This is a genomic window from Herbiconiux sp. VKM Ac-2851 (genome assembly GCF_013205105.1).
Taxonomy (GTDB): domain Bacteria; phylum Actinomycetota; class Actinomycetes; order Actinomycetales; family Microbacteriaceae; genus Herbiconiux; species Herbiconiux flava.
Genome location: NZ_JABMLJ010000001.1, coordinates 939,596 through 966,151 on the forward strand (window position 1 = coordinate 939,596; position 26,556 = coordinate 966,151).

Consider the following 26,556-nt stretch of genomic DNA (forward strand, 5'->3'; position numbering starts at 1 on the left):
CGCCCGACGCCCCGCAGAGGCCGCCCGGGCGGAGGCGAGGCTCAGTCGCCGAGATTGCGGCGGCCGGCCATGGCGCGGTCGGCCTCGCGCTTGTCCTGGCGCTCGCGCAGCGTCTGGCGCTTGTCGTACTCGCGCTTTCCCTTGGCGACCGCGATCTCGACCTTCGCGCGACCGTCGAGGAAGTAGAGCCGCAGCGGCACCAGCGTGTAGCCGCCCTCTTTGGTCTTGTGCGAGATCTTGATGATCTGCTCCTTGTGCAGGAGCATCTTGCGCTTGCGCCGGGGCGGGTGGTTGTTCCAGGTGCCCTCGTTGTACTCGGGGATGTGCACGGCGTCGAGCCAGGCCTCCCCGCCGTCGATGAAGGCGTAGCCGTCGACGAGCGAGGCGCGGCCGGCGCGCAGCGACTTGACCTCGGTGCCGGTGAGCACGAGGCCGGCCTCGTAGGTGTCTTCGATGGTGTAGTCGTGGCGCGCCTTGCGGTTGGTCGCGACGACCTTCTCTCCGCGTTCGCGGGGCACGGGCTTCTCCTGGGGTTCGGATCGATCAGCTGCCGGATGCGGCAGCCCACCAGTCTACCCGGTCGGACGGCCGGGGATGGTCAGACCTTCAGGTAGCGCGTGATCGCGAACTTCGCCGAGAAGGCCGCCAGGACGGCGCCCACCACCAGCAGGATCGGCGCCACCAGCAGAGCGTCGCCGATGCTCACGAACGAGGTGAACGGCAGCGCGGGCACGAGGAAGTCGCGCACGAAGAACTGCACGATCGCGACGATCGCGCCGCCCGCGAGGATCGATCCGATCAGCGCGGCGATCACCCCCTCGAGGATGAACGGCGTCTGGATGAACCTGTTCGAGGCTCCGACGAGCCGCATGATGCCGATCTCGCGGCGTCTCGAGAACGCGGAGAGCCGGATCGTCGTGGCGATCAGCAGCACCGCGGCCACGAGCATCAGGGCGGCGATGCCGATCGCCGTGTAACTGGCGGCGTTCAGGATCGAGAAGATCTGCTCGAGGTAGCTGCGCTGGTCGGTGACGCTGTCGACTCCGGCGAGGCCCGAGAGGCTCTCGACCAGCACGTCGGACTGCGTCGGGTCGACGAGGTTCACCCAGTAGGTCTGGTTCAGCAGGTCGGGGGTGACGTACTCGGTGACCGGGTTGCCGGCGAACTGCTTCTGGAAGTTCTCGTAGGCCTGGTCGTGGTCCTCGAAGTAGAACCGGTCGATGAACGGCGCGAGGGTGGGCGACTCGAGCTGCCCCTGCACGGCCGCGATCTGGTCGGGCGTCGCCTCGCCCCCGGCGCAGTTGTCTCCGCCGGAGGTCGCGGTGCACATGTACACGGCGACCTGGGCCTTGTCGTACCAGAAGTTCTTCATCTGGCCGATCTGCATCTGCAGCAGGATGGCCGTTCCCACGAAGGTGAGCGAGATGAAGGTCACGAGCACGACGGAGATGACCATCGAGACGTTGCGGCGAAGGCCGGTGCCGACCTCGCCCAGGATGAGTGCGAATCTCACGTCGTCGGCCCCACGTTCTGGTCGTTCGCCGGGTCGGCGGCGGCACCGGGAGCCCGGAGGCCGAGCTTCTCGGCCAGGGTGAGCGACTCGGTGGCCGGGTCGCGGGGATCGTGCGGCGGGCCCTGCGGCGGCATCGGCGGCGCGGCGGCTGCGGCTGCAGCGGCCCGGTTCTGCTGCACCTGCTGGAGGGCGGCGGCCTGTTGCGCGGCGGCCTGCTGCTGGGCGGTGGCGCGCTGCTGACGGGCTGCCTGCTCCTGGGCATCCGTCGCCTGCTCGGCTGCCGGGGGCACCGTGACGCGCTCGCGCTCGGGCTCGGCCGGCCTCACGACGGGCGTCGCCGCGGTCGCGGAAGGCATGGGGGGAACCTGGCGCACCGGCGCCGTGTGCGGCTGGGCGGGACCGGTCGGCCGCACGAGACCCTCGGAGAGGGCGATCTCGGCGGTGAGGCCCGAGTCCTGCAGAGCGATCTCGGCGGTCATGCCGTAGCCGCCCTGGTCCTCGTCACGCACGATCTGGCCGGTCACGAGCTCGACGACGCGGCGCTTCATGTGGTCGACGATCGCGTTGTCGTGGGTAGCCATCACGACGGTGGTGCCCCCGGCATTGATGCGCTCGAGCACGGTCATGATGCCGGCGCTCGTGGAGGGGTCGAGGTTTCCGGTCGGCTCGTCGGCCAGCAGGATGGCGGGCTTGTTGACCACCGCGCGGGCGATGGCCACGCGCTGCTGCTCACCACCCGACAGCTCGTGCGGCAGGCGGTTCGCCTTCTCGGCGAGACCGACCATCTGCAGCACGTCGGGAACGGCCTCCTGGATGAAGCCACGGGACTTGCCGATGACCTGGAGGGTGAACGCGACGTTGTCGAAGACGTTCTTGCCGGGCAGCAGGCGGAAGTCCTGGAACACGACACCGAGGTTGCGCCGGAAGTAGGGCACCTTGCGGTTCGAGATCGCGTTCAGGTCCTGCCCGAGCACGTGGATGTTGCCGCCCGTGGGGCGGTCCTCCTTGAGCACGAGGCGGAGGAAGCTGGACTTGCCCGAACCGGAGGCGCCGACGAGGAACACGAACTCGCCCCGGAGGATTTCGAGGTCGATCGAGTCGAGTGCCGGACGCTTGGTGCCCCGGTAGGTTTTGGATACGTGATCAAACCGAATCATGACGTGATGACTCTAAGCAGAGCCCCCCGCGATCCCAGCGCGCGACTCGCTGGACGCGCCGATTCATAGGATCCACATGAAGCGGCGCGCCACCCGCCTGGGCCCGGCGCTAGTCCTGCTTGCGCTTGCGCCAGCGGATGCCCGCGTTGATGAAGCCGTCGAGGTCGCCGTCGAACACCGCCGAGGGGTTGTTGACCTCGTGGTCGGTGCGCAGGTCTTTGACCATCTGGTACGGCGCGAGCACGTAGCTGCGCATCTGGTCGCCCCAGCTCGCGGTGATGGTGCCGGCGAGCTCCTTCTTCTGGGCCGCCTCCTGCTCGCGCTGGAGCAGCATCAGACGCGACTGCAGCACCCGCATCGCCGCGGCGCGGTTCTGGATCTGGCTCTTCTCGTTCTGCATCGAGACGACGGTGCCCGTCGGGAGGTGGGTGATGCGCACCGCGGAGTCGGTGGTGTTCACCGACTGGCCGCCGGGGCCGGAGGAGCGGAAGACGTCGACGCGGATGTCGTTCTCGGGGATCTCGATCACCGCGGCCTCCTCCAGCAGCGGGATGACCTCGACCGCGGCGAAGCTGGTCTGGCGCTTGCCGGCCGCACCGAACGGGCTCATCCGCACCAGCCGGTGCGTGCCCGCCTCGACCGAGAGCGTGCCGAAGGCGTAGGGCGCGTCGATCTCGAAGGTGGCCGACTTGATGCCCGCCTCCTCGGCGTAGCTCGTCTCCATGACGGTGCTGGAGTAGCCGTGCTTCTCGGCCCAGCGCAGGTACATGCGCATCAGCATCTCGGAGAAGTCGGAGGCGTCGACGCCACCCGCTCCAGCGCGAATGGTGATGACGGCCGGACGGGCGTCGAACTCGCCGTTCAGCAGCGTCTGCACCTCGAGGTCGCCGAGCACCTTCTGCAGCGAGACGAGCTCGGCGCGGGCCTCCTCGGCCGACTCCTCGTCGCCCGCCTCGTTGGCGAGCTCGATCAGCACCTCGAGATCGTCCAGCCGCGACTCGATCGACTCGATCTTCGCCAGCTCGCCCTGCCGGTGACTGAGGGCGCTCGTGATCTTCTGCGCCTTCTCGGTGTCGTCCCAGAGATCGGGCACACCGGCCTCCTCGCTGAGGCGGGCGATCTCGGCCCGCAGGCCGTCGACGTCGACCACCGTCCGGATGTCGGCGAAGGTGCTTCGCAGCTGGGCGATCTGGTCACTGAGGTCTAAGTCGAGCATTATGCGAGAAGTCTACCGGGCGGGCCAATCGTTAGCAGGGGTAAACTAATCGGTGATGAGCGACGCACAGACCGACACCTTCCGGTTCCGCTCGATCGCGCTCCCGGCCCTTCTGCCCTCCCTCCTGTTCGCGATCGGAGAGGGCGCGGTGATCCCGATCATCCCGGGCATCGCCCACTCCCTCGGTGCCGGGCTCGCAGGCGCCGGCCTGATCGCGGCGATGATCGTGGTGGGCCAGCTGGTCGGCGACATCCCGAGCGGCTGGCTGGTGTCGAGGATCGGCGAGCGGCGCTCGATGATCGCGGCGGGCATCCTCTCCCTCTTATCCGTCGTGCTGGCGATGCTGGCGCCGAACGCGGTGCTGTTCGGGGTCGGCATCTTCCTCCTCGGGCTCTCGGCCGCGGTGTTCGCGCTCGCCCGGCAGGCGTTCATGACGAGCTTCGTGCCCGTGCGCATCCGGGCCCGTGCGCTGTCGACGCTCGGCGGCGCCTTCCGGGCGGGCTGGTTCGTCGGGCCGTTCCTCGGCAGCGCGGTGATCACGCTGACCGGCAGCGTCTGGACCGCCTTCGGGGTGCACATCGTCTGCCTCGTGGCCGTCGTGATCATCCTGCTCCGGATGCCCGACCCCACCGCCCGCCTCACGCAGCCCGATGCCGGCCGCACGCTCGTCGGGGCCGAGGCGAAGGGACTGTTCCGCACCATCGCGGACAACCGCGGTGTGCTGCTCCGCGTCGGATCGGGAGCCGGCGTCGTGGGCGCCCTCCGCGCCAGCCGGATGGCCATCCTGCCGCTCTGGGCGGTGAGCATCGGCCTCTCCCCCTCGACGACCGCGCTCGTGATCGGCCTCGGCGGGGCCGCCGATTTCGCGCTGTTCTACACCAGCGGCTGGATCATGGACCGCTTCGGGCGGCTCTGGAGCGTCGTGCCCTCGATGGTCGGCATGGGCGCCGCCCTGATCACGCTCTCGTTCACCCATGACCTCGGCGGCGCGGAGCAGTGGTTCGTCGTCATCGCGATCGTGATGGGAGTGGCGAACGGCGTGGGCAGCGGCATCATCATGACGCTCAGCGCCGATCTCGCGCCGCGGGAGAACCCGGCACCCTTCCTCGGCGCCTTCCGCTTCACGGCCGACGCCGGCGCGGCGCTCGCCCCGCTCGGCGTCTCGGCGGTGGTGGCGATCGCGTCGCTGCCGCTGGCGACCGGACTGGTCGGCGTCGTGGGCATCGTCGGTGCGGGCATCCTGATCCGGGCGATCCCCCGCTACCTGCCGCAGTCGGGGCGTGCGGCCGCACTCGAGGCCGCCCCGCCCGTTCGCTGACAGGCCGCCGACGACCCACCCCCTACACTGGATTTGCGTCTGCGGGAGTGGTGGAATTGGCAGACACGCAGGATTTAGGTTCCTGTGCTTTCGAGCGTGAGGGTTCAAGTCCCTTCTCCCGCACTCTCATCGATTTGCGCCGGGCGGGCATCCGCCCCGACGACTGGAGAAGACTGTGATCGCCGCCGCACCTGCCGCCCTCATCCCCTGGCTCGATCCGAACACGCTGCTCGGCGGCGTCTTCGGCCCCGTAGCCCTGCTCGTCGTCTGCGCGATCGTGTTCGCCGAGACCGGCCTGCTCGTCGGCTTCCTGCTGCCGGGCGACACGCTGCTGTTCTTCACCGGCGTGCTGGCCGTCGGCGGCAAGTTCGGCATCGACATCTGGTGGGTCTGCCTCGCCATCTCGTTCGCCGCGTTCCTCGGTGGTGAGGTGGGCTACCTGATCGGCCACAAGCTCGGCCCGCGGGTGTTCGAGCGCAAGGAGTCTGGGCTGTTCAGCGTGCGCAACGTCGAGCGCACCAACGCCTTCTTCGAGCGCTTCGGCGCCCTCGCCGTGATCATGGCCCGCTTCGTGCCGATCGTCCGCACCTTCGCCCCCATCGCCGCGGGCGTCGGCCACATGAACTACAAGAAGTACTCGCTCTACAACGCCATCGGAGCGCTGATCTGGGGCTCGGGCATCGTGCTGCTCGGCTTCGCCCTCGGCCAGATCGAACCGGTGCGCGAGTTCACCGAGAAGTACCTCGACATCGTGCTGATCGCCGTCGTGGTGCTGACGGTCATCCCGACCGTGTTCCACTACATCCGCGAGTCCCGCAAGGCCAAGCGCGACCTGCTCGAGGCCGAGGCCGAAGAGGTCGAGATCACCGGTGCGGCCGAGCGGCTGACGCTCGAGCCCGAGGTGTTCGGCGGCGACGTCGACACGAAGCCGAAGGGCTGACGACCCGCGGGCCGCTTCCCGCTGCCCGCTGCCCGCTGCCCGCTTCTAGCGGTGCGGGTTCTCCTCATGCCGCGCGTGCTCGACCGGCTCCAGCTGGAACGTCGAGTGCTCGACGTCGAAGTGCCCCTCGAGGCACTCGCCCAGGGAATCCAGCAGCAGCCCCGTCTCCCCGCGCTGGAAGACCACCGGCTCGACCACGACGTGGGCCGAGAACACGTAGCGGCCCGAGGTGATGGCCCAGACGTGCACGTCGTGCACCTCGACCACGCCGGGCTCGTCCATGATGTGCGAGCGGATGCCCGCCACGTCCATGCTCGACGGCGTCGCCTGACTCAGCACCTGCACCACGTCGCGGAGCAATGACACGGCCCGCGGCACGATCATCGCGGCGATCGCGAGCGAGGCGATGGCGTCGGCCTTCTCGAAGCCGGTGGTCAGGATGACGACGGCCGCCACGATCACGGCGATCGAGCCGAGCAGGTCGCCGAGCACCTCGAGGTAGGCGCCGCGCATGTTGATCGAGGACTTCGCTCCCCCGCGCAGCACCATCAGCGAGGCGAAGTTCGCCACGAGGCCCACGGCTGCGACGCCCAGCATCAGCGCGCCCTGCACCTCACCCGGCTCGCTGGAGAGCAGCCGGCCGACGGCCTCGACGGTGACGAACACCGCCACGACGATCAGGATCAGGCTGTTGATCAGTGCGCCGAACACCTCGGCGCGCTGGTAGCCGTAGCTATGCCGCTCGTTCGCCGGCCGGGCGGCCACGACGGTGGCGATCAGCGCGACGATCAGGCCGATCAGGTCGGAGAGCATGTGGCCGGCGTCGGCGAACAGCGACAGCGATCCGGACAGCACGGCACCGACGGCCTCGACCACGAGCACGGTCGAGACGATCGCGATGGCGACGGTCAGACGGCGGCGGTTCGCGCCGGCGCCGTGCGAGTGACCGTGGGAGTGGCCCTCGGCAGTGCCCCGTGCATCCGTCATACCGACCACCGTAACGGCCCGCGGGAGCCCCGTGGCGTGATTCGGCTAGTCGGGAATGACGTTCATTCTCAACACCGGGATGGCGGCCTCGAAGGCGCGCGCGCGGTGGCTGATCGCGTTCTTCTCGGCGGCGCTCAGCTCGGCCGCCGAGACCTGGAGACCCTCGGGCACGAACACCGGGTCGTAGCCGAACCCGCCGGCGCCCGCCGCCTCGCGCGCCAGTCGCCCGGGCCAGCGGCCCGAGACGACCTGCTCGAAGCCGGTGGCCGGCACGACGATCGCGATGTGGCAGGCGAAGCTCGCCGAGCGGTGCTCGTCGCGCACGTCGGCGAGCTGGTCGAGCAGCAGCTCGACGTTCGCGCGGTCGCCCTTGCCGTGGCCGGCCCAGCGCGCCGAGAAGATGCCGGGCGCGCCGCCCAGCACGTCGACGCAGATGCCGGAGTCGTCGGCGAGGGCCGGCAGCCCGGTGTGCTCGGCCGCCGTGCGGGCCTTGATCAGGGCGTTCTCGGCGAAGCTCACGCCGTCCTCGACGGGCTCGGGGCCGTCGTAGGCGACGATCTCGAGCTCGGGCAGGGCCTGGCCGAGGATGTTCTGGAACTCCTCGACCTTGTGGGCGTTGTGGGTCGCGAGCACCACGCGCATCAGGCGGTCTCCCCGGCCGCGTCATCCGTCAGCACCGCGGTCTGCAGCGTCGCGAGCTCGGCGGTGCCGTGCAGCGCGAGGTCGAGCAGCGCGTTCAGCTCGGTGCGGTCGAAGGGCGCGCCCTCGGCGGTGCCCTGCACCTCGACGAAGAGGCCCCTTCCGGTGACGACGACGTTCATGTCGGTCTCGGCCCGCACGTCCTCGACGTAGGCGAGGTCGAGCATCGGCGTGCCGTCGATGATGCCCACCGAGACGGCCGAGACCGAATCGATCAGCGGCTGCGACTTCTGGCCGATGAACTTCTTCTGGCGGGCCCACTCGATGGCGTCGACCATCGCGACGTAGGCGCCGGTGATCGCGGCGGTGCGGGTGCCGCCGTCGGCCTGCAGCACGTCGCAGTCGATCACGATGGTGTTCTCGCCCAGCGCCTTCATGTCGACCACCGCACGGAGCGAGCGGCCGATCAGGCGGGAGATCTCGTGGGTGCGGCCGCCGATGCGGCCTTTCACCGACTCGCGGTCGGTGCGGGAATTCGTGGCGCGGGGCAGCATCGAGTACTCCGCCGTCACCCAGCCCTTGCCCGAGCCCGACTTCCAGCGCGGCACGCCGTTGGTGAAGGATGCGGTGCAGAGCACCTTGGTCTTGCCGAACGACACCAGGGCCGAACCCTCCGCCTGGTCGCTCCAGCCGCGCTCGATCGTGACGCGACGCAGCTGGTCGGCCGTGCGGCCGTCTTTGCGGGGGCCGGTGGTCGGGGAATCGGTCACGGTGCTCTCCTTGCGGGATGGGGGATGGGGATGACGCCGGTCTCGACGAGCTCGACCCGCGAGACCTCGGGGCCGAGGAACATCTCGGCCAGGCGCAGGAACTCCTGCGCGCTCGTGCCGGTGGCCTCGTAGCGGTACTCGGGAGGTTCGGTGCTCGTGCGCTCCATGCCGGTGCGCACGAGGGTGCGGTAGACGTCGTTGGCGGTCTCGGTGTCGCTCGAGACGAGCCGCACGCCCTCCCCCACGACGTAGGAGATGGCGCCCTTCAGGAACGGGTAGTGGGTGCAGCCGAGCACGAGGGTGTCGATGCCCTGCTCGACCAGCGGCTCGAGGTAGCGCTCGGCGAGGGCGACCAGCTCGCGGCTCGTGGTGTCGCCGGCCTCGACGTGCTGCACGAACTCGGGGCAGGCCTGCGTGAACAGCTCGAGGTGGGGGGCCGCCGCGAAGGCGTCGTTGTAAGCGCGGGAGGTGATCGTCGCCTCGGTGCCGATGACGCCGACGCGGTTGTTGCGGGTGACGGTCACCGCCGTGCGGACGGCCGGCTGGATGACCTCGATCACCGGCACGTCGTAGCGCTCCCGGGCGTCGCGGAGCATGGCGGCGGAGGCCGTGTTGCAGGCGATCACGAGCATCTTCACGTCCTGGGCGACGAGGTCGTCGAGCACGTCGAGCGCGTAGCGGCGCACGTCGGCGAGCGGCTTCGGGCCGTAGGGAGAGTGGGCGGTGTCGCCGACGTAGAGGATCGACTCGCGCGGGAGCTGGTCGCGCACCGAGCGGGCGACGGTCAGGCCGCCGACTCCGGAGTCGAAGATCCCGATCGGCGCGTCACTCACGGTAGACCAGCCTAGCCCCGCCCGTTCTAAGCTCGAGCCGTGACCTCCTCCGCTGCTTCCACAGCCCTCCTGACCGACCGCTACGAGCTGACCATGGTCGATGCCGCGCTGCGGGCCGGCACGCACGACCGGCCGAGCGTCTTCGAGGCCTTCGGCCGCTCGCTGCCCCGGGGCCGGCGGTACGGGGTGGTCGCGGGCACCGGGCGGCTGCTCGAGCTGATCGCGCGGTTCCGCTTCGGCGACGACGAGCTCGAGTGGCTGCGCGCGAACGAGGTGGTGAGCGCACCGACCCTCGACTGGCTGGCCGACTACCGGTTCACCGGCACCATCCGGGGCTACCGGGAGGGTGAGGTCTACTTCCCCGGCTCCCCGCTGCTCGTCGTGGAGTCGAGTTTCGCCGAGGGCGTCGTGCTCGAGACGCTGATCCTCAGCGTGCTGAACTACGACTCCTCGGTCGCGGGCGCCGCCGCGCGGATGGTGTCGGCCGCGCGAGGACGTCCGCTCGCCGAGATGGGATCTCGTCGCACCGGGGAGCGCTCGGCGGTCGCCGCCGCCCGTGCCGCGTACATCGCCGGGTTCGGCGCCAGCTCGAACCTCGAGGCCGGTCGCAGCTGGGGAGTCCCGACGATGGGCACCGCCGCCCACGCCTTCACGATGCTGCACGACTCCGAGGAGGAGGCGTTCCGCGCCCAGGTCGACGCGCTCGGACCCTCGACGACGCTGCTCGTCGACACCTACGACGTGCCGGCCGGCGTCGCCACCGCCGTGCGCGTCGCGGGCACCTCGCTCGGCGCCGTGCGGCTCGACTCGGGCGACCTGCTGACGCTGGTGCACGAGGTGCGCGAGCAGCTCGACTCACTCGGGGCGACTTCGACGAAGATCACCGTCACGAACGACCTCGACGAGTACGCGATCGCGGCGCTGGCGGCCACACCGGTCGACTCCTACGGGGTCGGCACCTCGCTGGTGACGGGCTCGGGCCATCCGGCGGCCGGGATGGTCTACAAGCTGGTGGCGCGGCAGGGGGCGGACGGGGCCTGGGTGTCGGTCGCCAAGAAGTCGGCCGACAAGGCCACGCACGGGGGGCGGAAGCATCCGGTGAGGCTCCTCGGAGCATCCGGGACAGCGGTGTCGGAGACGATCTACGTGGGCGACGCGGCACCGGCCTCGGCGCTCGACTCGGGGCGGGCACTGCACGTGCCGCTCGTCGTGGAGGGGGTCGTTCAGGACGGGTTCACGGGTGCCGAGGGGGTGCGGGCCGCTCGTGCGCACCACGCCTCGGCCGTCGCGGAGCTGCCGGGTGAGGCGTTCCGGCTGGCGGCCGGGGAGCCGGTCGTGCCGACCGTGTACGAGACCGTCTGAGCAGCTGCTCCGGTACGGGCCGAGCACCCCGCGACGCGTTCTAGAATCGTCTCCATGTCCGATCCTCTCGCGCGCACCTCCGAACCCGGCGACCTCCCCGACGGCGGTGGTGGAACCACGACACTCGACCGCGAGCTCGAGGAGCTTCTCAACACCGAGAACATCGATCCGGGCGATCACGAGCGCTTCTCGCACTACGTCGAGAAGGACAAGATCCTCGAATCGGCCATGACCGGCAAGCCCGTCAAGGCGCTCTGCGGCAAGAAGTGGACCCCGGGCCGCGACCCGGAGAAGTTCCCGATCTGCCCCACCTGCAAGGAGATCTACGAGCGCCTGCTCGACGAGTGATCGTTCGGGGCTAGTTGCGCTGGGCCGCGGCGAGGATCTCGGGACCGCGGCGGTCGAAGATGCGGGCACCGGCGATGACGCCGACGACGAGCACCACGACGCCGACGCCGAGGCCGGTCCAGAGCGAGACCCAGAGGTACATCGGGTCGACGAAGACGCCGAGCACGCCGTAGACGAGTGCCGGGGTCGACAGCGCGATGGTGCCGAAGAGCGAGAACAGCTGCGCCAGCACCGAGGTCGGGCCGGTGGACTGAGGCTGCGTGAAGGCGCTGTCGCCCGGGCGCGTGGCCGCGTAGGGGAAGCGGGCCGAGAAGATGCTGCCGAGGCCGAGACCGGTCAGCACGAGGCAGGTGCAGACGCCCAGCACGGCAGGCAGCGCATCCAGATCGTCGGCGAAGAGCACGCTGAGGAACGAGCCGATGCCGATCAGTGGAACGGCGATCAGCACGATCGGGATCATGCGGCCGATGCGGTCGGCGAGACCGACCCTGCCGGCCACGAGGTGCAGCCAGACGGCGGTGTTGTCGAACGCCGTGTCGTTGTGCACGACCCAGCCGAGGAAGACGCACATCATCGGCAGCGGCAGCAGGGCCAGGTACTCGATCGGCACGCCGACGAACGCGAACACGAGCACCGCGAGCACCGCAGGAGCCGGCACGATGACGAGCTGGGCGAAGTAGCGGGGGTCGCGGGCCCAGTAGGTGAGCACGCGGGCCGCGATGGCGCCCGTCGGGGTCGACGGGGTGCGTCCGAACCAGCCGAGGCCCGCCTCGTCGCGCGTCTCGTCGTCGCGGGTGCCGGGCGAGACCAGCATCAGACCGACGAGGCCCCGCCACGCGAGCCAGAGCAGGCCCACGGTCGCGACCGCGATCAGGAGCTTCAGCACCGCGTAGACCCACTGGCCGTTCACCGCGTCGGCGGGGACCGCCCAGGCGGCGCCGAGCGGCGTCCAGCCGAGGGCACCCGCGAGGGCCGGCAGCACGCCGTCGCCGGCGGAGGCGTTGCCGCCCCAGCTGGTGATCATGAGAAGCAGGAGGCCGGGCACGAGCACCACGACGGCGAGCACGCCGACCACGGCGCCCACCTCGCGGGCGCGGCGGCTGGTGAAGGCGAAGGAGCCGAGCGAGATCGAGATGCGGGCGCCGAGCACGCAGGTGATCGCGCCGATCAGGCCCGAGACGATCGCGAGCAAGGTCGACCCGGGCGATTGCGACCACGTGACGGCGGTGGCGAGGCCGACGATCGTGACGACGAGGGCGGGAACGCCGAGGAAGGCGGCGACCAGCAGGCCGATCGCGAGGCGCCCGTCGGTGACGCCGAACAGGGCGAAGGAGCGCGGGTCGAGGCGGTCGGTCAGGCCGAACACCACGGGCACCAGCCAGAAGGCGGCGACCACGACGCTGCCCGAGATGACGACGACGGTGCGGGCGAGCTCGGGATCGGCGTCACGCAGGGTGACGAGGCCGGCCACCAGGGCGATCGTCATGACCGCCGCGTAGGCGAGGCCGATCAGCACCCCCACCAGCTGCGATGCCGGACGCCGCCCGGCGTTGCCGAGCAGCCGCAGTCTCAGTCGGAGGAACTCAGCAACCATTCCATGCCTTCCGCGCTCTTGCGGCCGCCGGCCAGCTCGATGAAACGCTCCTCGAGCGTGCCGCCCTCGCGCACCTCGTCGACCGTGCCCTTGGCGAGCACCCGGCCCTCGACGATGATCGCGACCCGGTCGCAGACGCGCTGGATCATGTCCATGCTGTGGCTGGAGAGCACGACCGTGCCGCCTCCGGCCACATAGCGCTCGAGGATCTCGACGACGTTCGACGCCGACACGGGGTCGACCGACTCGAACGGCTCGTCGAGCACCAGGATGCGCGGCGAGTGGATCATCGAGCTCGCCAGGGCGATCTTCTTGGTCATGCCGACCGAGTAGTCGGAGACCAGGCGGTTGATCGCGTCCTCGAGGCCGAAGGCGACCGTGAGGTCGTCGGCGCGCTGACGCACCGTCGCGGAGTCGAGGCCGCGGAGCGTGCCGGAGTAGTGCAGCAGCTGACGGCCGGTGAGGCGGTCGAACAGACGGAGGCGGTCGGGCAGCACGCCGATCAGGCGCTTCGCCGCTGCCGGGTCGCGCCAGACGTCGTGGCCGAAGACCGTGATGGAGCCGCCGCCGGGGCGGAGCAGGCCGGTGGCCATCGAGAGCGTGGTGGTCTTGCCGGCGCCGTTCGGGCCGACGATGCCGTAGAAGGAGCCCTGAGGCACGTCGATGTCGATGCCCGCGACGGCCGTGGTGCTGCCGAACTTCTTCGTCAGGCCCGAGATGGAGAGGCTGATGCGGTTCGGGTCGAGGTCGCGCACGATGGATGCCGGAGCGGAGCGCTGGGCCGGGCGGCGCGCCGGGGTGCGGGGCTTCGAGGGGGTGCGGGGGGCGGCCGGGGTGGTGGCGGCCGCGGGTGCCGTTCCGGCCGCGGCGGCTCCGGCCGCGGGCTTGCGCTGCACCGGCTTGCGGGGGCTGGCGGGCTTCTTCGCCGGGGCCTTCGCGGCGGGCGCGGAGGCGGTGGTGGCCTCGGAGGCCGGTGTGGCCTCGGAGGTTTGTGTGGCCTCGGGGGCGGCCTGAGCATCCTGAATCGTCGTCGGGTCGGTGGCCTTGGCGGTCGCCGCACGGGATGCCGTGGTCTTCGCCGCGGAGGTCTTGGCTGCGGTCGTGCGCGCTGCAGCCGTCTTGGCTGCGGCGGGCGTGCGCTTCACCGGCTTGCGGGGCGCTGCGGAGCTCGTGCCGGCGGCCGAGGTGGCCGGCGCCTTGCGAGGTGCGCGCTGATCACCCGAGCGCGCTCCCCCAGCATCTGGAGTGTCTGACTCTGAGCTCACCGCACCAACCTATCAATCCCGTCGAGACGCCGCACCGGCCCCAGGCGCACGTTCACGAAGCCCCCAGTCTGACACCCTCGGCCCCCGCCGACGCATCACGAAAGAGAAACGATACACGGGTTTCCCCTTGCCCGAAAAAGGGCTCATAGTACGCTGTCAGGAGGCATGAAGACGTGTCTGGAACATGACCATGAGGTTAACCAGGCCTGAGAACTGGTCGAACCCATCGACCAGAGGAGAAAACATGACAACGCAGGTCGTCATTCTCGCCGCCGGCATGGGCAGCCGCTTGGGCCGCTCACTTCCGAAGCCGCTCACCGAGCTGAGCGACGGGCGCACCATCATGGGGCAGCAGTTCGACAACATCCGGCACACCTTCGGCAACGCCGCCAAGGTCACCGTGGTCGTCGGCTACAAGCTCGAGCACATCATCGAGGCGTTCCCCGACGCGTCCTTCGTCTACAACGAGGAGTACGACCAGACGAACACCTCGAAGAGCCTGCTGCGCGCCCTCCAGGCGTCGACCTCCGGCGGGGTGCTCTGGATGAACGGCGACGTCGTCTTCTCCCCCAGCGTGCTCGACCGCACCGTGCCGCTGATCGCACGCGACCAGTCGTTCGTCACCGTCAACACCGCGAAGGTGTCCGACGAGGAGGTCAAGTACACGACCACCGCCGAGGGCTACATCGACGAGCTGTCGAAGACCGTCGTGGGCGGGCTCGGCGAGGCCGTGGGCATCAACTACATCTCCTCGCGCGACAAGGCGGCGTTCATCCGCCACCTGCAGCGCGTCAACGACCAGGACTACTTCGAGCGCGGCCTCGAGCTCGCCATCGAGAAGGACGGCGTGCTGGTCGAGCCGATCGACATCAGTGACCTCTACGCGGTCGAGGTCGACTTCGCGGAAGACCTGGAGCGCGCGAACCTTTTTGTCTGATCTCTGATTTCGGCGTCCTCGCCGCCGAAATCGTTTCGGCGAGCGTCGGCGGCGTGCTGGGTTCCGCCCGCTGGGCGCGGGGCGTTAGGCTGAGCCCTCAGGCGACGAAAGGGCACCATCCGTGAGCGCAGCGACACAGCTGCCGCCGGCGCGCAAGGGCGGCGGATGGTCGCGGTACCGTCATTCGCTCTGGCTCCTGACCCGCCGCGATCTGCGGGTGCGCTATTCCACCTCGGCGCTCGGCTACGTCTGGTCTATCCTCGACCCGCTCGTCATGGCGGGAATCTACTGGTTCGTCTTCACCCAGGTGTTCCAGCGGCCCGTCGGCGCCGAGCCGTACATCGTCTTCCTGCTCTCGGCGCTGCTGCCGTGGATGTGGTTCAACGGCTCCGTCTCCGACTCGACCCGCGCCTTCCTGCGGGAGGCGAAGCTCATCCGCTCGACGAAGATCCCGCGCACGATCTGGGTGAACCGCCTCGTGCTCTCCAAGGGCATCGAGTTCGTGGCGAGCATCCCGGTGCTGGCCTTCTTCGCGATCTTCTCGGGCGCCGCCGTCGACGTCGACCTCGTCTGGTTCCCGCTCGGCATCCTGCTGCAGGCCGTGCTGACCGTCGGAGTGACGCTCATCGTCGCGCCGCTCGTGGTGTTCTTCCGCGACCTCGAGCGGGCCGTGAAGCTCGCCCTGCGCTTCCTGTTCTACGCCTCGCCCATCATCTACGGCACCCACGACCTGCCCTCCGAGCTGCAGAGCTGGGCGGCCTTCAACCCGCTGAGCGGCATCTTCTCGCTCTACCGGGCCGGGTTCTTCCCCGACCAGCTCGACTGGTACCAGGTCGGCATCGGCGCGCTGATGTCGCTCGTGCTGTTGGCGATCGGCGTGCTCGTCTTCCAGCGCTCGGAGCGCTCGGTGCTGAAGGAGATCTGATGGCCGGGGGTATGGATCGGGCGGTCGGCACGGACCACGACGTGATCGCGGTCGAGAAGGTGGGCATCCGCTTCAAACGGAACCGCCGTGCCCGCCGCAGCTTCAAGGACCTGTTCGCCGGCCGCAGCCGCCGCTCGCGGCCCGACGAGTTCTGGGCGCTCCGCGACGTGAGCTTCACGGTGAAGCAGGGCGAGGCGATTGGCGTCATCGGCCGGAACGGGCAGGGCAAGTCGACGCTGCTGAAGCTCGTCGCCGAGGTCGTGCTGCCCGACGAGGGCCGCGTCGGCGTGTTCGAGGGCGTGGCGCCGCTGATCGAGATCACCGGCGGCTTCGTCGACGACCTCTCGGTGCGCGACAACGTCTACCTCACCGCGGGCCTGCACGGCATGACGCGCAAGGAGGTCGACGCCCGCTTCGACTCGATCATCGAGTTCGCCGAGATCGGCGACTTCCTCGACACCCCGTACAAGCATCTGTCGAGCGGGATGCGCGTGCGCATCGCCTTCTCGGTCATCGCGCAGCTCGAGGAGCCGATCATCCTGGTCGACGAGGTGCTGGCGGTGGGCGACAAGGGCTTCCGGGAGAAGTGCTACCGGCGCATCGAGGAGCTGCTCGCCGGGGGCCGCACGCTGTTCTTCGTGTCGCACAACGAGCGGGACCTGCGGCGCTTCTGCACCCGTGGGCTGTACCTCGACAAGGGGCGGCTGGTGTTCGACGGGCCGATCGACGAGGCGCTGGGGCGGTACGCGGCCGACACGGCCTGAGGGTCGACTCCTCCTGCAACTGCCTGTGCACTTCCACGTTCTCTCCACAAGCACGCCCCCACGGCCCCCGACCGCCCCCACCGTCAGTGGCACCCGGTGTGGTGGACCCATGACCACCACACCCATCACCCGCCCCACACCCATCACTCGCCCCGGAACCGGCCGTCTCGCCTACCAGGTCCCGCTCCGCCTCGACCGCCGCGGCGCCCCCAACCGCTACCTCCTCCGCAACGTCGGCGACGAGCCGCTCCGGGGGCTCTCGTTCAGCCTGCTCGGGGCCGGTCTCATGCGGGCCACCGCTCCGCTCCTGCTCGCTCCGGGCCAGGAGGTGCGGCTGGGCATCCGCGGTGCCACGCTGCCGCTCACGGCGGTGCTGGTCGTGCGCTGGTTCCGGCCGAACGGCGACGAGTACCTCTGGCGGGTGAGCTTCTGAGCGGGCTCGCCCGCCGGCGGGGTACTGCGCCTCCGGCTAGGGAGTTCCGCCGGTCTCGCGGGCGCGGATGAGGTCGGCGACCGTGACCTTGTGCGGCCGCTCGGGCAGCATGTCGGGCGTCATCCCGTCGATCAGCACGGCGGGGTTGAGGTTCAGCGCCCCGGCGATCCGCAGAATGGTGTGCAGTGACGGGTTAGAGTATCCGTACTGTGACACTCATGACACGAGCCGCCATCTACGCCCGCATCTCCCAGAAGGACGAGTCCTTCGACAAGGTCGAGTCTCAGCTTGACCGCTGCCAGCAGTTCGCAGACCGCGAGGGTTACACCGTCACCCGCATCTTCACGGACGATGGTATCTCCGCATGGTCCGGGAAGGAACGTCCCGGCTTTCTCGACCTTCTATCGGCAGTCACGGCCGAAGAGATTGACGTTGTCGTAGCAGTGGCGCAGGACCGCCTGTCCCGCAACGACACCGACTGGCTAGCCCTCAAGGTTGCCTGCCAGCGGTCGGGGGCGCTTGTGCACACCATCGCGAATGGAAAGGTGGACAGCCAGGATCCGTCCTCCGTAGCCATGGCCGGGATGCTCCAGGTGCTTGCCGACATGGAGAGCGCATCGAAGTCGCAAAAGATCCGCGCTCGCATCACCACCGCAAGGGCCGCAGGCTCACCCCTCTGGGGACGCGTCCCGTTCGGGTACTCGGACCGTCACACCGCGCATCCCGAGGAGGGCCCGCTGGTCACGCAGGCCTACGCCGACGTTCTCGAAGGCAAGACCCTCTATTCAATCGCCCGCCGGTTCAACGACGCCGGGCACACAACACGAACCGGCAAGCCATTCAACGGCGGAGCGATCCGGGACATCCTTCAGCGTCCGCGGAACGCTCGCTTGGTGGAGTCCTATGGTGTTATCCAGGACGGTCAAGAGGGCGACTGGGAGGCTATCGTCGACCTCCCCAGCTGGCAGTCCGTGAACAAGATCCTGGCCAATCCTGCCCGCCGCAAGAGCCACGGGGCCAACACCACCTTCCTACTTGCCGGGGTCGCCCGATGCGGGATCTGCGGAGAGGTGATGCGATCAGCCTCCGCCTCGAAGAACGGCATCAAGACGGCGCAGTACCGGTGCTCAAGCAAGACCGATCAACGCGAGAACGATGGTCGGCGGCACACCACCGCTCGCCGCGATGACCTGGACACCGCCGTCCTGTCCGAAGTGGTGCGGGTCTTCCATGAGGAGTACATCAAGCCGGACCTCCAAGAGGTGGAGCACCCCTCAGGTGCTGTCGCCGTCTACGTCAAGCCCCGACTCCCGAAGGACCCGAACGGCCCTGCCCGCGACCGGATCGAGGTGCGGCTCGCTGAGATCCGCGAGGCCCGCGCGAATCTATTAGCACTCGCTGCCATGCCCGGATTCGACATTCTCGCGACCAGCCGACAGGCGGAGCAGCTACAAACAGAGGAGGCGGCTCTGATCGTGGAGCGCGACGCCATCGCAGAGGCCGATGCGCGATCTGGAGTCCTCGCCGGGATCCGGGATGCCATGCTCAGCGGGGTCCAAGTTCAGGACCTCGCCCCCTCGATTGACCGGGCACTGCGAGCGCTGCCGATCGACAAGCAACGCGCGCTGGTGCAGTCGATGTTCACCGTCACGGTGCATCACGGCAAGGGTGCACACCGGTTCGAGATTGCGGCTACCGCCCGCCACTCATGATCGTCGGACCCGGCCGAGTGACCCGAGCGAACGCGTAGCCCTGGGCGGGCTCCCAGGTCTCGGTAATCGTGTAACCGGCCATCTCCAGAATCCCTTCGGCGACACCGTAGTGCGGGGCCGGGTCGAGGGGTTCGCCTGCGAAACCCCCTAGCGGATTAGCCGGGTGGCCGGTCACGGTCAGCCGCCACCCCGGGTCCTCATCGTGGTAGCGGAGTTCAGCAGTCTCATTAGCCATGTGTCGAACATAACGGAAGGCCCTCCCGGCGCAACAGGAGGGCCTTCCATTCATATCAAGCGGCCTCGGCTGTCGGCGTAGTGATCCCGGCCAGGGTTACTGTCTTCCCGTCCGCCGACACGATCAGCGGGCCGTCCGCCGCCGTCCAGCGCTTCCACTTCCGACTCCAAGCCTTGTAGGCGGAGTCAGTCGCCGTGGCCTTCGGGATGCCGCAGGCGATGCGAAGGTCAGCCTTCGACTTGGCCGAGGCATCCGCGAGAAGATCTCGCACGATGTTCCAATCAGTGTCTGATTCGACGGTGTTGGCCTGCCGAACAACCGCCGACCCTGCGTGGTCATCAAGGTAGAAGCCCTCTAGCTTGAGGGGCGCACCGTCCTTCTGCTTGCCATCGTCGGATACCTCGGTCGAGAGACAAAAGCCGCCCTTGGATGACTTGGCCACAATTACAGTGTCAGCGTTGGCGCGGATGACCGATGATCCCCGGACGCCTCCGCTGGACTTGTTCACGTGGTGAACCAGGATGACGGTGGAACCCTCCTTGTGGTCTCGTAGCTCCTTCGCGGTGCGGAAGACCTTGGAGAGTTGGCCCGCATCGTTCTCGTTCTCGACTCCCCCCAGCTGCGACAGGGTGTCCAGAATGACGATGTCGGGCTGGAGGTCGTCCAGGAGGGCTCCGAGGCGTTGCACCGACTCAGGGTCTGACAGGTTGACCCCGGACTCCAGGTAGTTCATGGAGCCCTCCGGCGGCGTGGTGTAGTTGGCAGAGTCCCAAGCTCGCGCTCGCTTGCCGAACGCGCTCGCGCCCTCAGCTACGACGTAGAGCACCGTCCCCTTGCTGGTGTCGCGGTAGAAGAACCGCTGGCCGGTCGCGATGCACCGGGCCATATGAAGTGACATGAAGCTCTTACCGATTCCCGCCTCGCCAGCGAAAACAGCCACCGTGCCCTTCTGAAGAAGACCATCAATCCACCAGTCCGGTGCAGGCCGGGCCAGGATGTCGGCCTCAGACACAAGGGTCAGTTCCGCCTTGGCGATGCCGGAGTGGCGGCGCTGAGCCTCCTCGCGGACCTTCAGCTTGAATGTCTCCGCCCTGACCGCCGTTTCAAATTCCGCGGCGTCGGCTCCGGTTACTAGCTCCTCTCGAAGTAGAGCGTCATTCTGTTCGGGGGTGTTGGCCTGGATGGCGTCCAGCTTCTCAGCCACTCGGGCATGCGCCTCGGGTGTATCCCAGGCCGGAAGCCCGCCGCGCCTTGCCGCCGCCCATTCCAACGCGGCCCGAGCCTCCCTCGTGATGTCGCCATAGTCTTCTGTGTCTTCTGGGGTACCTCCGTCTAGGTGCTCAGACATCGGCCTCACCCGCCTGAGCCGGAAGCGCCTGGGTCAAGGTGGCCCGCGCCGCTGCGATGAGAACAAGGGCCTCTGTGTAGTCTTCGGGGCTCATGCGGACACCACCCAAGCGCCGGTCGCGTCCTCGACAACCCAGGCCCAACCAAACTCCAGCTGCCCATACAGGTCCGCGTCCTGGACGACGTACTCCGGGAGGGGGATGTCCGCGTAGGCCTTGTAGGCGTGCGTCTGGAGGGTGGTGAGGTCATCCTGAAGGATCGGGACCAGAGGGTTGACGGTGCCCCGGGCCTCGGGTGCCATGTCTCGATACGCTGCCAGTCCGATGATGGCGTGCGCCTGGTGCTTGCCTCCAACCTCATAGATGGCGACCAGCGGCCGGAGGGTTTCGGTGAAAGTGTTCACGATGAACAAGGGGGTGCTCCTCTTCTAGGGAACCGCGAGCGTCTGCCGCGGTATTTCAATTAGAGAGGAATTCTCAGAGGGTGATTCGGGCGAGAAGGCCCGCTTGGTGGAGTCAGAAAAGATGGACACTTAGGGAAAGTGGACATGTCCACTCTGTCCATTTGTCCACTTTTTCAGGGTCGACTTCCGCGTAAACAAAGGGATGTAGACAGTGGACAAGCAAAAGTGGACACGCATGACACACCCGTAGGGTGTCCATGTGTCCATTGCTGTGGATGTCCATCAAGAACTGATTTGAGTTCCGATCACACCGAAGTGATTTCGAACGTTCGAGCAGTTTCAACTGTTGCGAGAACCGCAAATGTCAGCCGATCCGCAGCCCATCATCGTGTAGTACTCCCGAATCATCCCTCCGCCAGGTTGTCATCCTGAGAATATGTCAACCACGAATTGCGAGTGCGGGAAGCCGATCAAGCACCCCGTCACAGGAGAGTGCAGCACCTGCTATCAGCGGCGCTGGTACCGGGAGCATCGAGCCAACCCGCGCCCCTCCGGCGGCTCAACCCTCGGCCCCTGCACCTACACACACGCTCATGTCAAGGTCGCGCGTTGGCGCGGCAAGGCAGCCGAGCACCCCTGCCTCCTCTGCGACAACGGCACTCCAGCCGAGGAGTGGAGCTACCGAGGCGGCTCCGAGTACGAGCAGACCGAGGAGCGCATCCAGCGCACACGGAAGGGCACCGAGTCCCGCCACTTCCTGTCATGGTCCCCCGACATCAACGCCTACGACCCGCTCTGCAAGCCTCACCACCTGGAGCGCGATCGGGGGACGGCATGAGCTACCACCTGAACCTCCAGCTGTGCGAATGCATGCGGGCCACCGTGTACAGCCACGGCGCTTGCTACGCGTGCTACAAGAAGCGCTGGCTCAAGACCACCACCGCACCCCTGGTGCATGGCAAGAACTACACCTACGCGCAACGCGGGTGCCGGTGCGAACCGTGCCGAGACGCGAACCGCACCTACCGGAAGAAGAAGGGACTTCGATGAGCGCCCTAGACGACTACAAGACCCGAGAGGGCCGCGTGCTGGCAGCCGTAGCGCTGGGCCTCCTGCGGGCCGCACAGGCGTGCGAGGACCTAGCCGAGCAGGGCGAGCCTGCCAGTGAGTAGACACCACCGCAAGCACTGGACCAGCGCAGACCGCAGTCGCTGGGTCATCGTGTTCGACGCGATGTTGCCGGTGCCGTGCTCCAAGTGCGGGAGCGCTGTCATGCCCGGCACCCGCTACGACATCGACCACCTCATCCCGTTGAGTGCGGGCGGCCCGAGCACAGCGCAGAACCTGTGGCCCTCGCACGTGAGATGCAATCGATCAGATGGGGGCCGCTTGGGATCGGACAAGACCAACGGAACAACGCGACGAGACAAGAGAGGAGAGCCGGAATGGTGATCGCGAACGCAGATGAAACGCTTTTTGAGATCGGTCGCGAAACCCCCGTTCCGGCAAGAGAATCTTCTTTTTCCCCGGGAGCCATCGTCACTCTCGACAACTGGGAGGCCATCCGAGACTCCGGAATTTCTCCACGATTCGTCTCCGACTTGAACGGATCTCGGCGGAGTCGGGAGGAGTTCCTTGAGGGTGCCCGGATGCTCGGACTTAACACCATAAGGAAGCCCCTGCACCCGCAGCAGCTGGTCATTGCGGACGCCCTTGGAGCCGAGCTTGAGGACGGTCGCCCGGTCAACTCGACGGTCGGCATCCTGGTTCCGCGTCGTAGCTCGAAGACCACCTCCATCGTGTGCGTGATGCTGGGCCGGTGCGCCCTCCGGGAGGAGTACCTGGTGGGCTTCACGCTGGCCACGACCGGTGCAAAGGCCAGAGCCCGGTTTCGCGCGGACATCGTTGGCCCGCTCGAACGAATTTGGCCGAACGCTGAGACTAGGCCCTTTGCCATCCGGAAGGCGGCGGGTTCGGAGGCTATCGAGTGGCCCTCGGGCAGCCGGTTCTCTGTGCTGACACCTTCGGGTGAATCATTCCGTTCGGACGCGCTAGATGCCGTCGTGATTGACGAGAGTGGAGAGGCCAGTCCCGAGCTTGGGGAGGACCTTCTGGCCGGTGCGCGAGCCACGCAGGACACGCGCCCGGACGGCCAATTCATCATCGCCGGTACCGCTCCGAGCTACCGCGCTGGCAACCTCCTCTATGACACCCTGGAGGAGTTCAAGGCCAGTGCGCCTCGGGTTGGGATTGTCGAGTACAGCGCCCCCGAGCCGGTGACGATCGAGGACTACGCAGACTGGCCGACTATGCGGGAGATCACCCTCAAGGCTCATCCAGGCGTCGGGACGCTGACCACCATCGATGTGATGGAGGAGCGCTGGAGGCAGTACCGCGAGAAGCCTCAGTCGTACTTGAAAGAATACTTGTCTATCCCAGGCATGGCCGGTCAGGCCAACGCCTTGTTCGACTATGAAGCCTGGATGCTGCACGCCTCGCCCGTAGCGTTCCCCAAGCCCCCGGCCAACGCCACGCTCACCATCTCCGTGCACCCTGACCGGCTCGCCTCGGTCGCCCTCGCCGCCTGGCGGGACGAGAAGGGCAAGGCGTGCTTCCTGGTCCTCAAGCATGCGCCGGGGCTGGACTGGCTGACCGACTTCGCTAGCGCCGCAGCGCTCAAGCGGAGCATCCCGGTGGTCTACGACAACCGCACCGGCTCGGAAGTGCTGGTGGTCACCGAGCGCATGAGCCGCCTCAAGCCCCGGCCGCGTCTGAACCCCCGGAGCTTCCGCGACGTACAGACCGCCACCAGTCTCCTCATCTCAGAGATCGAGACGGGCAACGTCCGCCACTGGAACCAGGATCCGCTCAACATCGCAGTCAAGGTAGCCGTCAAGCGCTCGCACCGAGGGTCCACCCTCATCGGCCGCGCACTCGACACAGACGACATCCTGGCAGTCGAGTGCGCGGCCCTCGGGTTGCACGCCTACGACGCACAGCCCAGACGGCAGCGCCTTCCGAGTATGACCGCCGCCTGATCCCCGAGCACTTCCTAGGCCCCGACTTCCCCGCCGTTGCAGGGGAAGCGGGGCCATTCCTGCGTTACGGCCCGGATCGCAATTCTGAGGAAACGTCACGCTTAGTAGATGGGAATGTTCAGACGCGCACGGGACCTCAGCAACGGTCCCTCAGCAATCGCGTCCCCGTTCACCAATGGCTCCGCAACGCTCAATCAGGTACTGCTTTCCGAGGTCTTCGGATCCGATGTCGCCGAGCGCCTACCCTTTACCCGCACCGAGGCCATGAGCATCCCCGCGGTTGCCAAGGCGCGCAACCTGATCGTCACAACCGGCTCCAAGTTCCCGCTTCGCGCCCTCGATGCCAACGGGCCGGTAGCCACGCAGCCGACCTTCCTCTACCGGACCGATTCCGAGGTCACCCCGTTCGAGCGCCTGGCCTTCACCATCGACGACCTGATCTTCTACGGCATCTCGCTCTGGCAGGTCGACCGCGGCGCGGCCGGACAGATCACACGCGCCAACTGGCTCCCCATGTCCCGTTGGACGATCACTGAGGGTGTCGTGCTTATCGATGAGCAGCCCGTCCCCGAGTCCACATACATCCTCATCAACTCGCACTGGGATGGCCTTCTCAACGTAGCCACGCGCACGCTGCGAGCGGCGCGGGACCTCGAAAACTCGTGGGCCGCTCGGGTACGAAACCCTGTTCCCGTCACGGTGCTGTCCCTGGATTCGGAGTACAACCTGGACCCCGAGGAGACGGAGGCGCTTCTCACACAGTGGCGCACCCTCCGCCGCAGTCCCGAGGGTGCTGTGGGCTACACGCCCGCCGGTATGACCATGGAGACCTTCGGAGAGGTCCCGACCGACCTGTTCATCGAAGGTCGCAACGCAATCCGGACGGACATCGGATCCTTCCTCAACGTCCCGACTTCGCTACTAGACGGCTCCCTCTCGACCGCCTCGCTGACCTACAGCACAGCTGAAGGCAACCGGAACCGCTTCTACGACGAGACCTTGCCCATGTACCTGGACGCCATCTCGGCCCGTCTCTCGATGGATGACGTGGTGCCCCGAGGACAGCGCGTGGCATTCGACCTTTCCGAGGCTTACGCCCTCACGCCCACTTCTACCGGTCCCGTCTTGGAGGACTAACCCCTTATGACTGACATCCAGATCGAGAGCGGAACGCTCTACGCCAACCGCGATGAGCGCACCGTCTCGGGCCTCCTGGTCCCGTTTGGAGAAGAGGGCAACACCAACCTTGGCCGCTTCACTGTCAAGGCTGGGGCCTTCACCCTCCCGCGCGACCCGTCCGTTGTGACGCTCAACACAGACCACGACCGAGAGTCACCCGTTGGCCGCGCGGTCCTCCTCGCAGAGCGCGAGGACGGCATCCACGCCACATTCAAGTTCGCGGACACCGAGGAGGCGGATGCAGCCCTAGAGGCCTTCGCCTCGGGCACCCGCTCCAAGCTCTCTGTCGAGGCCAAGGGGATTGTTCTCCGCGCCGGTCAGGCCCTCGCAGGCCGCATCTTCGGAGCCGCAGTCGTAGCCAAGGGCGCGTTCCCGAGCGCAACCCTCCTGGCCGCAGACGCTGGGGAGTTCCCCTTCGAGTCCGAGGCCGACGCCTCTGCACCTCTCGCGCCCGTGGATGGCGACATCGCTATCCAGGCCACCGAGGTTCCCGAAACGGTCACCGTCACAGCCGGTGACAGCAACACCACCTTCACCCCCAACCAAGAAACGGAGGAGCCCGCCGTGGCCCTGCCAAACACTCTCAACGCCGGTGCTCCGGTAGAAGTCAAGGAGCGCGGCCTAGGCCTCGCCGAGATGAACACCCTCTACGCACAGCGCGCCTCCGGCCTTCTGTCGGACTCGGACTTCGCTGCACGCATCGAGGGGCAGAACGGCGCAACGCTGTTCGCCGCCCTTTCGGACATCAGGTACGACTCGACAGGCGGCATCGCCCCCGCCATGACCTCCGCCCCTCAGTGGCTCGGGGAGGTCTGGAGCGCTACACAGTACCGTCAGCAGATCCTGCCGCTGTTCGCTCACAAGGACCTCACCGGCCTGACCTTCTCTGGCTTCAAGTGGGGGGTTCGTCCGAGTGGTGGAGACTGGGCAGGAAACAAGAGCAACGTTCCCTCGAACACCCTGACCGTCAGCCCCGTCAGCGGTAGCGCCGTTCGCTACGCAATCGGTCACGACATCGCAATCGAGTTCGCTCACTTCCCCGTCGATGGATTCTTCGAGTCGTACGCCGCTGCCGTCTCCGAGGACTACGCCAAGTGGTCCGACGCCAAGGTTGCAGCCGCAGCTATCGCTGGTGCGACCGTTCTAGCTGGTGACGCCCTCACCACCCTGCCCGGTGGTGCCAACGGCAACATCGGTTCCGCAGCGTCTGCGATCATCGACGGAATCGTTGCTCTCTCGGCAACGGGCACACTGCCGGACTTCGCGCTGGTTGCCCCCAACCTGTACAAGCAGCTTCTCAAGCAGCCGAACAACAACATCCTGGGCTACGCATCCGCTGCGCTGGGTGTCACCGAGGGTGACCTCGCAGGCTTCACCATCCGCCCCTCCGCTTCGGTCGCCACTGGCAAGGTCCTGGTTGGCGCTCGCGAGGCCGTCACGGTCTTCGAGCTTCCCGGCGCTCCGATTCGCCTGGACGCTTTGGATCTGGCCCGAGGCGGAACCGATAAGGCCGCTTTCGCGTACTTGGCAGTCAATGTCAACGACTCGGCTGCACTCCAGCTGGTCACTGCCGCCACGGTCTAACTATTTAGGCGGCGGGGTTTCAGTAGAGGTTTGCCCCGCCGCCTTCTCACCCCGAGG

At 67.7% G+C, this 26,556-nt stretch carries 28 protein-coding genes and 1 tRNA gene; 16 read left to right on the forward strand and 13 right to left on the reverse strand.

What is annotated here, in order from left to right; all coding sequences use genetic code 11:
* Nucleotides 1-41: 41 nt before the first annotated feature.
* From smpB to prfB, 4 genes are all read right to left on the reverse strand, one after another.
* Nucleotides 42-518, reverse strand: a complete 477-nt coding sequence (smpB, locus tag HQQ85_RS04370) for an SsrA-binding protein SmpB (protein ID WP_173181252.1) — start codon at nt 516-518, stop codon at nt 42-44.
* A gap of 80 nt (nt 519-598) precedes the next feature.
* Nucleotides 599-1,513, reverse strand: a complete 915-nt coding sequence (gene ftsX / locus HQQ85_RS04375; RefSeq protein ID WP_173181253.1) for a permease-like cell division protein FtsX — start codon at nt 1,511-1,513, stop codon at nt 599-601.
* A complete protein-coding gene (gene ftsE, locus HQQ85_RS20910) occupies nt 1,510-2,670 on the reverse strand; it encodes a cell division ATP-binding protein FtsE (protein ID WP_254069101.1) in 1,161 nt (386 codons plus the stop codon). Before ftsE ends, ftsX begins: the two co-directional genes overlap by 4 nt.
* A gap of 109 nt (nt 2,671-2,779) precedes the next feature.
* A complete protein-coding gene (gene prfB, locus HQQ85_RS04385; protein WP_173181254.1) occupies nt 2,780-3,886 on the reverse strand; it encodes a peptide chain release factor 2 in 1,107 nt (368 codons plus the stop codon).
* Between the two features lie 55 nt (nt 3,887-3,941).
* Between prfB and HQQ85_RS04390 the strand changes: the two genes are divergently transcribed.
* From HQQ85_RS04390 to HQQ85_RS04400, 3 genes are all read left to right on the forward strand, one after another.
* Complete coding sequence (locus HQQ85_RS04390; protein WP_173181255.1) at nt 3,942-5,204, forward strand: MFS transporter; 1,263 nt, start codon at nt 3,942-3,944, stop codon at nt 5,202-5,204.
* A gap of 41 nt (nt 5,205-5,245) precedes the next feature.
* Nucleotides 5,246-5,327: transfer RNA gene (locus HQQ85_RS04395), tRNA-Leu, on the forward strand.
* A 52-nt stretch (nt 5,328-5,379) separates the two neighbouring features.
* On the forward strand, nt 5,380-6,144 hold the full coding sequence (locus HQQ85_RS04400) for a DedA family protein (protein WP_371741757.1): 765 nt from the start codon (nt 5,380-5,382) through the stop codon (nt 6,142-6,144).
* Nucleotides 6,145-6,189: 45 nt separating this feature from the next.
* Here HQQ85_RS04400 and HQQ85_RS04405 read toward each other — a convergent pair whose 3' ends face one another.
* From HQQ85_RS04405 to murI, 4 genes are read right to left on the reverse strand one after another with little or no spacing between them, the layout of a single operon-like run.
* Entirely contained in the window at nt 6,190-7,131 is a 942-nt protein-coding gene (locus HQQ85_RS04405; protein ID WP_173181256.1) for a cation diffusion facilitator family transporter, read from the reverse strand.
* Nucleotides 7,132-7,176: 45 nt separating this feature from the next.
* Nucleotides 7,177-7,776, reverse strand: coding sequence for an RdgB/HAM1 family non-canonical purine NTP pyrophosphatase (rdgB, locus tag HQQ85_RS04410; RefSeq protein WP_254069250.1), 600 nt, complete (start codon nt 7,774-7,776; stop codon nt 7,177-7,179).
* Nucleotides 7,773-8,540: a ribonuclease PH gene (rph, locus tag HQQ85_RS04415; RefSeq protein WP_173181258.1), complete on the reverse strand. Its 768-nt coding sequence runs from the start codon at nt 8,538-8,540 to the stop codon at nt 7,773-7,775. Before rph ends, rdgB begins: the two co-directional genes overlap by 4 nt.
* A complete protein-coding gene (murI, locus tag HQQ85_RS04420; RefSeq protein WP_173181259.1) occupies nt 8,537-9,373 on the reverse strand; it encodes a glutamate racemase in 837 nt (278 codons plus the stop codon). Before murI ends, rph begins: the two co-directional genes overlap by 4 nt.
* A 93-nt stretch (nt 9,374-9,466) precedes the next feature.
* Here murI and HQQ85_RS04425 point away from each other — a divergent pair, with 93 nt between their 5' ends.
* Both HQQ85_RS04425 and HQQ85_RS04430 read left to right on the forward strand, forming a co-directional pair.
* Nucleotides 9,467-10,735, forward strand: coding sequence for a nicotinate phosphoribosyltransferase (locus HQQ85_RS04425; protein WP_254069251.1), 1,269 nt, complete (start codon nt 9,467-9,469; stop codon nt 10,733-10,735).
* A 54-nt stretch (nt 10,736-10,789) separates the two neighbouring features.
* Nucleotides 10,790-11,083, forward strand: coding sequence for a DUF3039 domain-containing protein (locus tag HQQ85_RS04430; RefSeq protein ID WP_173181261.1), 294 nt, complete (start codon nt 10,790-10,792; stop codon nt 11,081-11,083).
* Nucleotides 11,084-11,093: 10 nt separating this feature from the next.
* Here the strand turns inward: HQQ85_RS04430 and HQQ85_RS04435 are convergent, their stop codons facing one another.
* Nucleotides 11,094-12,677 carry a hypothetical protein gene (locus HQQ85_RS04435; protein ID WP_173181262.1) on the reverse strand — a complete coding sequence of 528 codons (1,584 nt, stop codon included), beginning with the start codon at nt 12,675-12,677 and terminating at the stop codon, nt 11,094-11,096.
* Nucleotides 12,653-13,942, reverse strand: coding sequence for an ATP-binding cassette domain-containing protein (locus tag HQQ85_RS21570; protein ID WP_371741759.1), 1,290 nt, complete (start codon nt 13,940-13,942; stop codon nt 12,653-12,655). Before HQQ85_RS21570 ends, HQQ85_RS04435 begins: the two co-directional genes overlap by 25 nt.
* Before the next feature lie 244 nt (nt 13,943-14,186).
* Between HQQ85_RS21570 and HQQ85_RS04445 the strand changes: the two genes are divergently transcribed.
* The 4 genes from HQQ85_RS04445 (at nt 14,187) to HQQ85_RS04460 (ending at nt 17,001) form a co-directional block, all read left to right on the forward strand.
* The gene (locus HQQ85_RS04445; RefSeq protein ID WP_173181263.1) at nt 14,187-14,879 is read left to right on the forward strand and encodes an NTP transferase domain-containing protein; all 693 of its coding nucleotides are present in this window, start codon (nt 14,187-14,189) and stop codon (nt 14,877-14,879) included.
* A 139-nt stretch (nt 14,880-15,018) separates the two neighbouring features.
* The gene (locus HQQ85_RS04450; protein ID WP_173181718.1) at nt 15,019-15,804 is read left to right on the forward strand and encodes an ABC transporter permease; all 786 of its coding nucleotides are present in this window, start codon (nt 15,019-15,021) and stop codon (nt 15,802-15,804) included.
* The gene (locus HQQ85_RS04455) at nt 15,804-16,568 is read left to right on the forward strand and encodes an ABC transporter ATP-binding protein (RefSeq protein ID WP_254069103.1); all 765 of its coding nucleotides are present in this window, start codon (nt 15,804-15,806) and stop codon (nt 16,566-16,568) included. The genes HQQ85_RS04450 and HQQ85_RS04455 overlap by 1 nt, the downstream gene beginning before the upstream one ends.
* Before the next feature lie 109 nt (nt 16,569-16,677).
* Complete coding sequence (locus HQQ85_RS04460) at nt 16,678-17,001, forward strand: hypothetical protein (protein WP_173181264.1); 324 nt, start codon at nt 16,678-16,680, stop codon at nt 16,999-17,001.
* Between the two features lie 36 nt (nt 17,002-17,037).
* Here HQQ85_RS04460 and HQQ85_RS04465 read toward each other — a convergent pair whose 3' ends face one another.
* The gene (locus HQQ85_RS04465) at nt 17,038-17,217 is read right to left on the reverse strand and encodes a hypothetical protein (RefSeq protein WP_173181265.1); all 180 of its coding nucleotides are present in this window, start codon (nt 17,215-17,217) and stop codon (nt 17,038-17,040) included.
* Nucleotides 17,218-17,219: 2 nt separating this feature from the next.
* Between HQQ85_RS04465 and HQQ85_RS04470 the strand changes: the two genes are divergently transcribed.
* On the forward strand, nt 17,220-18,713 hold the full coding sequence (locus HQQ85_RS04470; protein ID WP_173181266.1) for a recombinase family protein: 1,494 nt from the start codon (nt 17,220-17,222) through the stop codon (nt 18,711-18,713).
* Between the two features lie 290 nt (nt 18,714-19,003).
* Here HQQ85_RS04470 and HQQ85_RS04475 read toward each other — a convergent pair whose 3' ends face one another.
* Both HQQ85_RS04475 and HQQ85_RS04480 read right to left on the reverse strand, forming a co-directional pair.
* Nucleotides 19,004-20,152, reverse strand: coding sequence for an AAA family ATPase (locus HQQ85_RS04475; RefSeq protein WP_173181267.1), 1,149 nt, complete (start codon nt 20,150-20,152; stop codon nt 19,004-19,006).
* A 234-nt stretch (nt 20,153-20,386) separates the two neighbouring features.
* Entirely contained in the window at nt 20,387-20,707 is a 321-nt protein-coding gene (locus HQQ85_RS04480; RefSeq protein ID WP_173181268.1) for a hypothetical protein, read from the reverse strand.
* A gap of 427 nt (nt 20,708-21,134) precedes the next feature.
* Between HQQ85_RS04480 and HQQ85_RS04485 the strand changes: the two genes are divergently transcribed.
* The 6 genes from HQQ85_RS04485 to HQQ85_RS04510 all read left to right on the forward strand — a co-directional run bounded on the left by HQQ85_RS04485 (nt 21,135) and on the right by HQQ85_RS04510 (nt 26,499).
* On the forward strand, nt 21,135-21,536 hold the full coding sequence (locus HQQ85_RS04485) for a hypothetical protein (protein WP_173181269.1): 402 nt from the start codon (nt 21,135-21,137) through the stop codon (nt 21,534-21,536).
* The gene (locus tag HQQ85_RS04490) at nt 21,533-21,748 is read left to right on the forward strand and encodes a hypothetical protein (protein WP_173181270.1); all 216 of its coding nucleotides are present in this window, start codon (nt 21,533-21,535) and stop codon (nt 21,746-21,748) included. Before HQQ85_RS04485 ends, HQQ85_RS04490 begins: the two co-directional genes overlap by 4 nt.
* Before the next feature lie 183 nt (nt 21,749-21,931).
* Nucleotides 21,932-22,150 carry an HNH endonuclease gene (locus HQQ85_RS21575; protein ID WP_371741795.1) on the forward strand — a complete coding sequence of 73 codons (219 nt, stop codon included), beginning with the start codon at nt 21,932-21,934 and terminating at the stop codon, nt 22,148-22,150.
* Nucleotides 22,144-23,736, forward strand: a complete 1,593-nt coding sequence (locus HQQ85_RS04500; protein ID WP_173181272.1) for a hypothetical protein — start codon at nt 22,144-22,146, stop codon at nt 23,734-23,736. The genes HQQ85_RS21575 and HQQ85_RS04500 overlap by 7 nt, the downstream gene beginning before the upstream one ends.
* A 114-nt stretch (nt 23,737-23,850) precedes the next feature.
* On the forward strand, nt 23,851-24,873 hold the full coding sequence (locus HQQ85_RS04505) for a phage portal protein (protein WP_173181273.1): 1,023 nt from the start codon (nt 23,851-23,853) through the stop codon (nt 24,871-24,873).
* A gap of 6 nt (nt 24,874-24,879) precedes the next feature.
* Nucleotides 24,880-26,499, forward strand: a complete 1,620-nt coding sequence (locus HQQ85_RS04510) for a hypothetical protein (protein WP_173181274.1) — start codon at nt 24,880-24,882, stop codon at nt 26,497-26,499.
* Nucleotides 26,500-26,556 lie beyond the last annotated feature (57 nt).